Source organism: Thalassolituus sp. (assembly GCF_034111725.1).
Taxonomy (GTDB): domain Bacteria; phylum Pseudomonadota; class Gammaproteobacteria; order Pseudomonadales; family Oceanobacteraceae; genus Thalassolituus.
This window is the reverse complement of the sequence record NZ_JAWUWR010000076.1, coordinates 1-11,997: the sequence shown is the minus strand read 5'-3', so window position 1 is coordinate 11,997 and position 11,997 is coordinate 1. Positions and strand designations below refer to the sequence as shown.

The following is an 11,997-nucleotide window of genomic DNA, read 5'->3' as shown; positions in this document are numbered from 1 at the left end:
TTTAACGACAGCGATTTCTTTAGTCAGACCAGCACCTTCAGAGTCAGTACGTTCAACGATAAGACCGTTGTCGATACCTAACTCAAGGAAAGCGTAACGCAAAGCGCGCAGCTTGTTGTGGAAGTCCGCGTGTGGAACCGTCACTTTGCCGTCTTGGTGACCACATTGCTTTTCATCAGCAACTTGGTTTTCGATCTGCAAGCAGCAAGCGCCTGCTTCGATCATTTGACGAGCCATCAAGTAAGTCGCTTCAGCGTTACCGAAACCAGCGTCGATGTCAGCAATGATAGGTACGATATGAGTTTCGTAGTTATCAACTTTATCTTGGATTTCAGCTGCTTTAGCAGTGTCACCAGCTTCACGAGCTGCGTCTAGTTCACGGAACAACATACCCAGTTCACGTGCATCAGCTTGACGCAAGAAGGTGTAAAGCTCAGCAACTAGGCTAGCTACGGCAGTTTACTCGTGCATTGACTGGTCAGGAAGAGGACCAAAATCAGAACGTAGTGCTGCAACCATCCAACCAGACAAGTACAAGTATTTACGTTCAGTGGTACCGAAATGCTTTTTGATAGAGATCAGCTTTTGCTGACCTACGAAACCATGCCAGCAACCCAAAGACTGAGTGTACTTAGATTTGTCTGCATCAAATGCAGCCATATCTGCACGCATGATGTTTGCAGTGTACTTAGCGATATCTAGACCAGTTTTGAATTTGTTCTGCACGCGCATACGAGCTGCAGATTCAGCACTGATAGCGGCCCAAGGGCTGCCGTTTGCTTCAATAACGCTGCTCAACGCTTTGATTTCATCTTGATAAGCTGACATAGGTCAATCCTTCAAATGGGTGGGTGGGCGATTTGTTACTCCCCGAATTCGTGCTTATAAGCTCGACTTTCAAAGAGTTTAAAGTTTTGGACAGGCGAATCTTAGTGCCTCGCGAGTCATAATTGAAATCAATAGTATCTATACCTAATATTTTCTGTGTGAATGCGGACAATCTTCACACAGTTTGCATGCTAATTTCAGGTCCATAGCTTCATAAACCCAGCGAATGTCCGTCTTAGCAGCTGTTCTATAGTGACCACACTGATATGATCCGCGAATATTAAATTGGGTAGATGAGTACGATGTTTAAACGACTTTTGTATGTTTTAGCGACGTTAATAGTAGCGGTTATTGTATTTCAGTGGCTAACCGCGGCGTCATTTGAATTCGATTCGCCTTCTACTACTCAGGCGCTGAATGAAAACTATACGCAGATACTTATCAAGAGCCATGACGGCACTACGATAGGTCTAACACTTTATCAGCCACAGCTTGCTGCTGGTGAGAACGCCCCTCTTATATTGCACACCAATGGCTTTGGTGGCACACGAGCGGCGCGCCCACTCAGTTTATATGGCCAGCTCATGCTATCGGGTACGAGCTCGATTGCCGCATGGCATCGCGGATATTGGATGATTTCATTCGATCAACGCGGTGTCGGCGAGTCCGGAGACGAGATTCATCTAATGGACCCAGACTTTGAAGTAAAAGATTTTAGTGCCGTGATCGATTGGGCCATCGCCAATATTCCTCGAATTAGCAAAGACGACAATGGCGATGCGATTATTGGCGCCGTTGGCGAAAGTTATGGCGGCGGCTCAGCTGTCAACGCGAGCCTGCGTGATCCTCGTATTGATGCCATTGTGCCGCTAACCACATGGTGGGATCTATCTGACGCATTTGGCGCTAACCGGCATGTTAAAAGCGCGTGGGGTGGGACGTTAGGATTGCTCGGTACCTTCAGTAGTGGTTTTGATTTTGGCATGGCAATAGAACCGGAATACCTCGCCCTATTCAATGGCTATATGAACGATAAGGTCGATGCTGATATGGATAGACGCAGTCCGATGACGTACTGCGCTCAAGGGATGTCCATCCAAGCTGACGCTCTATTTATTCAAGGCTTTAAAGATACCTTATTCCCACTAAACCAAGGCTTAAACAACCTAAAATGTGCACTCTCCAGCGGCCATGATATTCGCTTTATTGGTATTCAAGATGGCCATAAACTTTGGCCAATTCAGCCTTGGTCTGGCTTACCTATTTTTAATACCCAAGAAACGATTGTGTGTGATGATCAAGTATTCGATACACAGACCATGATTCTGGACTGGCTTGATGAAAAACTTAAAGGCATCCCTCCACCACAAGAAATCCCTAGGCTATGTTTAACGTTTGATGACGATATTGGCCGAAACCTTGAACAAGTAACCTATGGTGGTGATTCCTTTGTCATTCCAACTACGACCTTTCATTTAACCCCGAGTGGCTTATTAGAGGGCATCCTCGATCCGCTCGATATCCTTATGGATAGCATTAGGCCTCTGTCCAGCCAAACAGAATTACAAGCAACGGGCGGTTCTATTCGTCCTAAATTTGTTCCTTTGTACCGTGCAGACCAATCTATCGATCTATTGGGTGTTCCCTTAATTGATGTGAATTTCACTTCTACCGAGAGCGCACACGATGGCGTTGGCTACTTAGCACTGGGGATTCGTAAAGCAGGGAAACGTCATATAGAAATATTAAGTGATCAATATCTACCCTTGCCGAGAGATGGACTATACCGACAAGAATTTCCAGCAGTGTCATTTCAGCTGCAAGCTGGGGATGAAGTTGGCGTTGTATTGCAGGGCTTCACTTGGCAGTACCTAGCGAACTCCGAAGGATTATTGTCTAGCGGCACAATCACTGGGCAAGTTGCATTACCACTGATCGCACCAAAAGATTTAAGCAGCGCTCGAGCTACACAATCTCTTTAACTGGCAAGCGGACAGTGAAGGTAGTGCCCACTCCTAAAGTACTTTCCACGACAATTTCGCCATCATGTTCTTTAATAAAGCCGTGTGAAATAGATAAGCCTAAACCTGTACCTTCGCCTACGGGCTTAGTGGTAAAAAACGGCGTAAACAATTGTTCTAGATTCTCTTGAGCAATACCATGACCGTTATCTTTCACACTGACTTCTATCCAGTTGCTTACAAAGTGCGTGGCAATTTCTATATGTCCATTTTCGCGAACAGCCTGATTGGCATTTGCAATTAAATTAGTGAAAACCTGATTCAGCTTACCAAAATAACCTAATGTCTTAGGTATATCACCATACTCAACATCAACTGTCGCATGATACTTTGTTTGATTACTTAAAATGTTTACCGCTGCCCGCAAACACTCATTAACGTTAACAGGGTCCATTGCACCAGAATCTTCTCTGGCAAATGATTTCAAGTCGGCAACTATTTGCTTTACTCGTTCCAAACCATCAATCGTTTCTTCGCACAGACTAGGAAAATCCATCATTAAATATTCAATATCATATTGTTGGATTTGCTCAGTCCATTTGGCACGAACCATAGCGATATTACTCGCCTCAGAAATCATTTTATTCATCGAAAGAATGAATTTAGATATATTTCCAAGACCTTCTGACATAGAGCAAAAGTTACTGTAGATGAAACCCACAGGATTATTAATTTCGTGAGCAACTCCAGCGGACAACACCCCTAATGATGCCATCTTTTCAGATTGCACCATGAGCTTTTGATTTTCTTTCATATTTTGGTGAGCGAGTTGCAATTCCTCGAAAGACGCAAAAAGCTCCCGAGACTTGTCCTCAAGTAGCTGTTCTGCGGCCTTACGCAGCAACTTTTCACGCTGATAGGCTTCTTGATAAATATCAGATGCCATTTGCTTCTCCCGTCAGCTGAATCTTAAGATGACAAGCATCAGCGCCATGGTGCATGCAAGGATCATGGTTCATCGTGTACGTTTGATTAAAAAATTTGGCAGATCCTGAAATTAATCCCTCCGCTAAGCGGCATAACTTACGCTCTGATCGATAAATCATGGTTAAAGAACTATCATCACCTTTTTGGTAGTTAAAGCTCGGTAAATTAGCATCAGGGTACAATTTTCGTACTTCAAGATGAACTATACGATCAATCGACAGTAAAAAATCAATTAAGCCTTTAGAGCGATCAAAAAAAATGGGGAAACGACTATAAAATTGACTTACCATATATTCCCCAAATTTAAATACAAGATCATTGACTGCAATACCAGTAATTTCACTTGCAGCTCCGACCAAAGAGAATAATTCATCGTCCTTATAACTTTCAGTAGATATATACAAACCGTTTGAACCAGATTTTTCTAAAATCGAATTCCAGCCTTCTAGTCCGTAGCTTTCTTCAACCATATCTCTCAGAATATCGAAAACTATACCTTTCATACTAAACGCCTCCCTCCTCATCTCCATGACAATTATTAACGCTTTTTCGCACTAATATTGCGAGAGACTCATCTGACATATCTTGTAGTTCAATGATCTTCTCAATTAGACCTGCAGTTAATTCGTGTCCCTCTGTAAGTAAAATGATTCCCTTTTCACTATAGAGATTTCGGGCTAGCTTCATCCCTACCTTCAATTCATTGGCTACTAGTCGCTGTTCATTAATAGCAAATTCGTCTTCAAGTAAGTCAGCACTCAATTGTACGAAACGTTGAGCAAGCACTTGGTCATAACGTGTACCAGCAAAACTGAGAATATCTGCGCGAGCAACGGCGGCAGGTAAATGTTCGCCATTTATTCGCCCACGAATTAAATCAATATAGTCCCGAACAATAGCAAGAATACGAGCACCCAAAGGAATCGCATCACCAACTAACTTATCGGGAAAGCCTGAGCCGTCGTATCGCTCGTACTGACTACGAACGATGGCTGCTGCATTTACCAAACCTGGAATACCCATTAACGCGGCCTCTGCATGCAGCGGATTACGGCCAAAAATCTGTAACTCTAGTTTGCTATAATCACTGTAAGCCTTACCCATTAGGGTGTCGGGGAAACTCACCCTTCCCAACTCGGCTAACAATGCCGCATCCCGAATGACTGAGACTTCTTGCTCCGACAGTCCTATATCGCGAGCCAGCATTTCTGCCAATTGCGCTCGTAAACCCGCCGCCGGTGCGGCCTCTGGCTCACGCATTGCTGCAATACTAGAGGCTAGCTTTACCATATGATGATAGCTAACACTAAGCTCATTAAATGATTGTTCTATAACTACGGATTGCTGCTTGATCTCCAGTGTTCGTCGTTCTACACGTTGCTCTAACGTTTGATTGAGGTCGGCAAGTTCCTTATTGCGCTGCAGTAACTCTGCCGATAGTTCGCGATTACGCACTTCTAACAACTTCGAATGTAAACTGCGCTCTAATAGCTCTCGCAATGCAATATCGTCCCAAGGTTTCGTCAGGTAACCCGCTATGCAACCTTCATTGACGGCCTTAATAGTTGATTCCATATCGGAATAACCCGTTAAAATATAGCGCAGGGTGTCGGGATATAGCTGGGCAACTTCAGCCAAAAAATCTGCACCATTCATTTCCGGCATGCGCATGTCAGAGATGATCAAATCAACTTCAGTATTTTCAAGTATATAGAGAGCTTCACGCGCCGAAGGAGCACTAACGATATCTACGCCAATTCGAGACAACGTCCGTTTGAGGGCTCTTATGATATTTTCCTCGTCGTCGACAAGTAATACGATCGGTCTTACTATCCGATCAGCATTAACACTAGGATGCGAAAAAATAGACATAATCTGTGGCTCATCTACTGTATGTCTTCAGTCTAGTCAATGAAGCAGATAACGACAGATTCAACATATCGTTGCTAATGCCGAATATGCATATAGCGATAAAGATATTGAGGCTGGTAAACATCCTGATTTAAGAAGCCCTAAAGATGTCAAAAAATCCATCTATAGAATCAAACATCCAAGTCATTTTTTTGTCAGAAAAGGGAGTTAGCTCAGTAATGTCGACTACGGGGCGATATTTCAGCTTTAAATAGAGAGCTCGAGCAAACTTTAGGTTATATATTAGATCAAATAGCGTTTTCTCGACGCACGATGCAACAAATAGTAACCATATCTAAGTTACCATTTGCTGATTTCAAGCATATTCAGCTGCAGCCCAAGCACTCGCCCAAGCCCATTGAAAGTTAAACCCCCCTAAATGACCAGTGACATCAACCACTTCACCAATAAAGAATAAGCCCGGGTGAGACTTCGATTCCATCGTTTTCGATGACAACTCGTCAGTGTCTACGCCTCCCAGAGCAACCTCGGCAGTGCGATAACCTTCGGTGCCTGATGGTTTTACCTGCCATGCATGCAATCGACTAGCGATAGCATCCATCGCTTCGCCGTCCAACTCAGCCAGCGTTAGTTCGGCTTCTCCATGACCAGAAAGCCAAACTTCAGCGAATTTTTGTGTAGTCTGTTCCGCCAGCCAAGTTCGTAGCTTTAATTTGGGGCGTTCGTGCTGTTGTTGGCGCAATGCCTCACCAGCATTCATTCTGGGTAACAGGTCAATGCAAAGCGCTAAACCCGGTGACCAATATGAGGATATTTGTAGAATCGCAGGACCGCTCAAACCTCGGTGGGTAAATAACATATCATCGCTAAAGCTTTGCTCTCCGCACTGCACTTGCACAGGCAGCGCAGTGCCAGACAAAGTTTCCACCAAAGATTTAGTTTGATCTGTTATGACAAAAGGCACTAAGCCCGCTACCGGTGGATAAACCTTGAGGCCAAACTGCTTGGCAATCTCATAGCCGTACCCTGTGGCCCCCAATGTCGGAATTGATGGCCCACCGGTCGCGATAACAACCGATTCACAGCGAATATCATCCTCTTCGATGCTTACCTGATAGCGCGCCTTGCCGCCATTTTCGAGTACTTCAATACTTGTAATCTTCGTATTTAGACGGACTTCTGCGCCACTTGCATCACACTCTTGCAGTAGCATATTCAAGATATCGACGGCTTTGTTATTGCAGAACAGCTGACCATCCTTCTTCTCGTGCCAAGGAATGCCATGAGCATCGACCAGTCCGATGAAATCCCATTGAGTGTAACGACTCAATGCCGATTTACAGAAATGAGGATTACGACTGAGGTAACGACTAGGCTCGATGTAATAGTTAGTGAAGTTACAGCGACCTCCTCCAGACATCAGAATCTTCTTACCAGCCTTGTTGGCATGATCTAGCACCAACACAGAACGGCCTTTCTTCGCAGCATTCGCCGCACAAAACAAGCCTGCTGCACCAGCACCTATAATTACCACATCAACCTGAAGCGCCATTGATCTCAATTCTCACCCTAAATTTCGCTAAGTTCACTATTGTTCCTCAGCTTACGGCTGCTATTATGCCAGCGATTCAACGACTTTAGGTAATAGGTACAGCATGGAATTGATTGATCGCGATGGATTGATAAAAGCTACGGGGTTGTCACCACGCAAAGCTGACTTCATTTTGTATTTACTAAAAGCGCCTGAGCTCAACAAGGTGTATAAGCAAATGAATGCCAAGGAAGGCATTGATTTAATCGAAGAAGCACTAGATCACTTTGGCATGGCTGTGAATTTTGATGTTGCTGCTCTAGATGCTGCCATTCCTAAAGAAGGCCCATTCATCACTGTATCCAACCACCCATTCGGTTTTCTTGACGGTATTATATTATTACTCATTGTTGGTCGTCGTCGTCCTGAGTTTCGAGCTGTAGCCAATTTTCTACTCAGTTATTTTGCTCCTTTTGCCGACCTATTTATAACCGTAAATCCTTTTGAAAACTCAGGTCCAAAAGGCATGGGGGGAACCAAAAAATCACTCGAACAGCTAGGCAAAGGCTTAGGTCTTGGCCTATTCCCCGCGGGAGAAGTATCAACTTGGTACCCAGGGCAGAAAGGCGTTGTCGATCGACCGTGGTCGCTATCCAGTATGCGCTTAATTAAACAGGCAAATGTTCCGGTTATCCCTATTTTCTTTGCTGGTCAAAATAGTATGAGTTTCCACGTAATGGGTAAAATCAACCCGATGTTACGTACGGTTAGAATACCGGCCGAATTTTTAAAGAAACAAAAAACAGTCTTGAATATTGGTGTAGGCGCACGTTTGGAAATCGACGAACTTGCACAATTCACCAGCGAAGAAGAACTACGAGATGAATTGCGTTCACGTACCTACGCCTTAGCAAATCAGTTCAATAAATAATTAATTATCGGTAAGCAAAGCTTTGACTGGCGCATAACTGCGACGATGAATGGCACAAGGGCCGAGCGCGACGAGCGCCTCTAAATGAGCAGCGGTGCCGTAGCCTTTGTGCTTAGCAAAGCCATAACCAGGATATTCTTTATCAAGCACTAGCATTTCTCTATCACGATGTACTTTCGCTAAGACTGATGCTGCCGAAATAGCGGCAACTAAAGCATCGCCTTTAATAATGGCAGTCGCTTCTATATCTAGCTCAGGTAAACGATTACCGTCCACTAATACATGCTCACACGGCAACGTGAGACCCGCCACAGCACGAGTCATCGCCAGCATACGTGCATTTAAGATATTAATGCTGTCGATTTCTTCGACCGTGGCACGAGCGATACAAAAATCGAGAGCTTGTTCACGAATAATATCGAATAAGCGTTCACGTTTTTTCTCGCTTAATTTTTTCGAATCAGTGAGCTCAGGAATCGGTTTATTCGGATCAAGAATAACCGCAGCAGCGACAACGTCACCACACAAGGGCCCCGCTCCCGCTTCATCAACACCGCAATACAACAACCCACGCTTTAGCAAATTGGCTTCAATGTCTGTCGCCACACCAAAGTCGTTGAGCTCGATGTTAGCGCTCACTATTGATTAACTCCGAAATAGCACTGGCAGCTTCTTCATCTGCACCACGTCGTAATTGACGATGAATAAACTGAAAGGTTTCGTGTAACTGATGCATCGCATCACTGTCTTCCAACCTAACCAGTAGCGCTTCGGCTAAATTATCGGGAGTCGCTTCGTGTTGAATAAACTCTGGTACTAACTCTCGTCCGGCTAATAAATTCGGCAGAGAAATATACGGCTGAGTTACTAAACGCTTTAAAATTCGATACGTTAGTGGCGCCATTTTATAACTTACCACCATAGGTTTTTTCAGCAACATGGCTTCAAGCGTTGCCGTCCCTGATGCCAACAAAATGGTGTCGGCTGCTGCCATACACGTTTGCGATTGCCCAAGAACAACCTTAACAGGCAGAGTACGAGGATGAGCCGATAGCATAGCTTCGATTTGATTACGGCGGTCAACACTTGCAGCAGGAATAATAAACTGCAGATCACCACGCTTTAATAGCATGTGCTCCGCCGTTGCCAGAAATAAATCGCCAAGACGAGCAACTTCGCTATTACGGCTCCCCGGCATTAAACAAACCACAGGGCGATCCAAATCTAAACCAAGATGCTCACGCGCAGGTTTAACGGGGGTTTCAAACGGAATGCTATCCGCCAAATGATGACCAACAAATTTAACCGGAACATCATGTTCTTGGTAAAAACGTGCCTCAAACGGAAATAGTGTCATCATTAAATCAACGGCTTTGGCTATTTTAAAAACGCGCTTCTCGCGCCATGCCCAAACCGAAGGACTCACATAGTGGGCCGTTTTAATACCCGATTCACGTAACTTTTGCTCAAGCGTAAGGTTGAAATCTGGGGCATCAATTCCGATAAAAACATCCGGTGGATCAGCACGCCAGCGACGAATTAAATCGCGGCGAACTTTTAATAACTCAAACAATCGTCCGAGTACTTCAACCAAGCCCATAACGGCTAAGCGCTCCATAGGTACAAAAGATTCCATACCTTGAGCTTGCATCAGAGGACCACCAATGCCTTCGAAATGGGCATTGGGATAGCGCTTTTTAAGCGCTTTAATCATACCTGCACCGAGCATATCGCCCGATGTTTCTCCCGCAACAATGGCAATACGCATATCAGCGAATAATCCCGCGAGTAGCACTCTCTAAACTATTCACTAATACAGCGACAGCGTCATCATCTAATGCAATGGGGTGAAGTATTTCTAAGGCTTCGGCCAACGTTAACCCTTTGCGATAGATAGTTTTATAGGCGTTACGCAACAAGCTAATACTGTCGGCATTAAAGCCTCGACGCTTTAGACCTTCACTATTGATTCCGTGAGGTTGTGCTGGATAACCCAGAGACATGATATAAGCCGGGATATCTTTTAAAACAACCGTACCGGCACCACACATCGAATGAGCGCCAATTTGGCAAAACTGATGTACTTGCGTGCTACCGCCTAAAATCGCCCAATCGCCCACTTTAACATGGCCAGCCATATTGGTATCGTTAGCAAAAATACCATGATCGCCAATCACGCAATCATGGGCAACGTGGACGTTGACCATAAATAAATTGTGACTACCCACTTGGGTATGGCCATTGTCTTGAATAGTACCGCGATGAAAAGTACAGGCCTCACGAATAACGTTGTGATCGCCAATCGTTAATGTGGTCGGCTCTCCTGCGTACTTCTTGTCTTGGCACTCTTCACCGATGCTCGAAAATTGAAAAATTTTATTATGTTTTCCAATTTTCGTTGGCCCACGAACAACAACGTGAGGCCCTACCACTGTACCTTCACCGATTTCGACATCAGCACCGATTATCGAAAACGGACCGATTTCAACGCCATCTGCAATTCGCGCGCTCGGATCTACAATTGCTCTTGGGTCAATCATTTTTGCTCCAAATCTTTTTCAGCACAGGTAAGTTCGGCGATACAGACAACCTCGTCATCCACCATAGCCTGACAATCAAATTTCCAAATACCGCTGCGTTTTCCAATCAACCGTGCTTCTAGTTTTAACTGGTCTCCCGGCACAACTGGGCGCTTAAAACGCACATGATCAGCACCAGCAAAATAGAAAATAGTCGTTGGTTTACGCTTATCGCCTTGCATCATAACGCCTAAAAATCCAGCGGCTTGCGCCATTGCCTCTAAGGTTAAAACGCCGGGCATTACCGGATGCCCCGGAAAGTGACCATTAAAAAAATCTTCATTAATGCTGACGTTTTTATAAGCGTGAATAATAGCTCCACCCTCTGCGTCCAAATCGACATCAACCACTCTATCTAAGAGCAGAAACGGGTAGCGATGCGGCATCACTTCTTGAATTTTCTGAATATTGTGAGTAAACATCACGCTTTACCTTGTTGGCTTTTTTCTAACTTTTGCAATCGTTTGGCTAATGAATCGAGCTGGCGGAAACGTGTTGCACTGCGTTTCCACTCGTTAAGGGGCATTTGCGATGTACCACTAGCATACATCTCGCCATCCCCTATGGATTGGGTTATTAACGCTGCGGCGGCAATATGAGCGCGATCACCAATTTTTAGGTGTCCGGCTATGCCTACGCCACCAGCAACGGTGCAATTGCGGCCTAATTGAGTACTTCCTGCGATACCGCTGCAGGCTGCTATTGCGCAACCATCACCGATTCGTACGTTGTGCGCGATCTGAATTTGGTTATCGAGAATAACGTCGTCACCGATTACGGTGTCATCCAATGCACCACGATCAATACAAGTATTTGCACCGATTTCAGTGTTATTGCCCACTCGTACGCCACCAAGCTGGGCTATTTTTTCCCAACGACCTTGATTAGGTGCAAATCCAAATCCGTCAGCACCCAGCACAGCGCCTGAATGGATACGAACGTGATCACCTAAAGTGACATCATGATAAAGGCTGACATTGGCACTTAATCGACAACCAGCACCCAACTGACAATGATCACCGATAACACTACCTGCACCAATTTCACATTGATCACCAATAATGACATGTTCGCCGATAACCACATGGGCAGCGATTTTCACGTCATGGCCTATAGAAGCAGTCGATGCTACAACAGCACTTGGGTGTATACCGGAAGGCAATATCGGACGGTTATCAAACAATTGGGTAGTGCGGGCAAATGCAAGGTAGGGATTAGCGACAACCAGTGCCGCGTTGGCAACACTATCGGCTAATTCTGGTCGAACAATAACCGCTCCGGCCTTGCTATCCAGCAATTGAGAGCGGT

11 protein-coding genes and 1 pseudogene are annotated in these 11,997 nt (G+C 44.9%); 2 read left to right on the top strand and 10 right to left on the bottom strand.

Annotated elements, in window-relative coordinates; all coding sequences use genetic code 11:
• A pseudogene (locus tag UXZ23_RS12815) lies at window positions 1-828 on the bottom strand (isocitrate lyase); the annotation flags it as partial.
• Between the two features lie 302 nt (window positions 829-1,130).
• Between UXZ23_RS12815 and UXZ23_RS12810 the strand changes: the two are divergent.
• Window positions 1,131-2,810, top strand: a complete 1,680-nt coding sequence (locus UXZ23_RS12810; protein WP_320820952.1) for an alpha/beta hydrolase — start codon at window positions 1,131-1,133, stop codon at window positions 2,808-2,810.
• Here the strand turns inward: UXZ23_RS12810 and UXZ23_RS12805 are convergent.
• The 4 genes from UXZ23_RS12805 to UXZ23_RS12790 all read right to left on the bottom strand — a co-directional run bounded on the left by UXZ23_RS12805 (window position 2,794) and on the right by UXZ23_RS12790 (window position 7,200).
• Window positions 2,794-3,735, bottom strand: a complete 942-nt coding sequence (locus UXZ23_RS12805; protein ID WP_320820951.1) for a sensor histidine kinase — start codon at window positions 3,733-3,735, stop codon at window positions 2,794-2,796. The genes UXZ23_RS12810 and UXZ23_RS12805 overlap by 17 nt on opposite strands.
• Window positions 3,725-4,279, bottom strand: coding sequence for a heme NO-binding domain-containing protein (locus UXZ23_RS12800; protein ID WP_320820950.1), 555 nt, complete (start codon window positions 4,277-4,279; stop codon window positions 3,725-3,727). The genes UXZ23_RS12805 and UXZ23_RS12800 overlap by 11 nt, the downstream gene beginning before the upstream one ends.
• Before the next feature lies 1 nt (window position 4,280).
• Window positions 4,281-5,648, bottom strand: a complete 1,368-nt coding sequence (locus UXZ23_RS12795) for an HD domain-containing phosphohydrolase (RefSeq protein WP_320820949.1) — start codon at window positions 5,646-5,648, stop codon at window positions 4,281-4,283.
• 355 nt (window positions 5,649-6,003) lie between these two features.
• Window positions 6,004-7,200 (bottom strand): NAD(P)/FAD-dependent oxidoreductase, encoded by a 1,197-nt coding sequence (locus tag UXZ23_RS12790; protein WP_320820948.1) that lies wholly within the window; start codon window positions 7,198-7,200, stop codon window positions 6,004-6,006.
• 103 nt (window positions 7,201-7,303) lie between these two features.
• Here UXZ23_RS12790 and UXZ23_RS12785 point away from each other — a divergent pair, with 103 nt between their 5' ends.
• Window positions 7,304-8,110: a 1-acyl-sn-glycerol-3-phosphate acyltransferase gene (locus UXZ23_RS12785; RefSeq protein WP_320820947.1), complete on the top strand. Its 807-nt coding sequence runs from the start codon at window positions 7,304-7,306 to the stop codon at window positions 8,108-8,110.
• Here UXZ23_RS12785 and rnhB read toward each other — a convergent pair whose 3' ends face one another.
• The 5 genes from rnhB to lpxD form a co-directional block, all read right to left on the bottom strand.
• Window positions 8,111-8,749, bottom strand: a complete 639-nt coding sequence (rnhB, locus tag UXZ23_RS12780) for a ribonuclease HII (RefSeq protein ID WP_414491471.1) — start codon at window positions 8,747-8,749, stop codon at window positions 8,111-8,113.
• The gene (gene lpxB, locus UXZ23_RS12775) at window positions 8,739-9,878 is read right to left on the bottom strand and encodes a lipid-A-disaccharide synthase (RefSeq protein WP_320820946.1); all 1,140 of its coding nucleotides are present in this window, start codon (window positions 9,876-9,878) and stop codon (window positions 8,739-8,741) included. Before lpxB ends, rnhB begins: the two co-directional genes overlap by 11 nt.
• A 1-nt stretch (window position 9,879) precedes the next feature.
• On the bottom strand, window positions 9,880-10,650 hold the full coding sequence (gene lpxA, locus UXZ23_RS12770) for an acyl-ACP--UDP-N-acetylglucosamine O-acyltransferase (protein ID WP_320820945.1): 771 nt from the start codon (window positions 10,648-10,650) through the stop codon (window positions 9,880-9,882).
• Window positions 10,647-11,111, bottom strand: coding sequence for a 3-hydroxyacyl-ACP dehydratase FabZ (gene fabZ / locus UXZ23_RS12765; RefSeq protein WP_320820944.1), 465 nt, complete (start codon window positions 11,109-11,111; stop codon window positions 10,647-10,649). Before fabZ ends, lpxA begins: the two co-directional genes overlap by 4 nt.
• A partial coding sequence (lpxD, locus tag UXZ23_RS12760) for a UDP-3-O-(3-hydroxymyristoyl)glucosamine N-acyltransferase (protein ID WP_320820943.1) occupies window positions 11,111-11,997 on the bottom strand: 887 nt, incomplete at its 5' end. The genes lpxD and fabZ, both read right to left, overlap by 1 nt.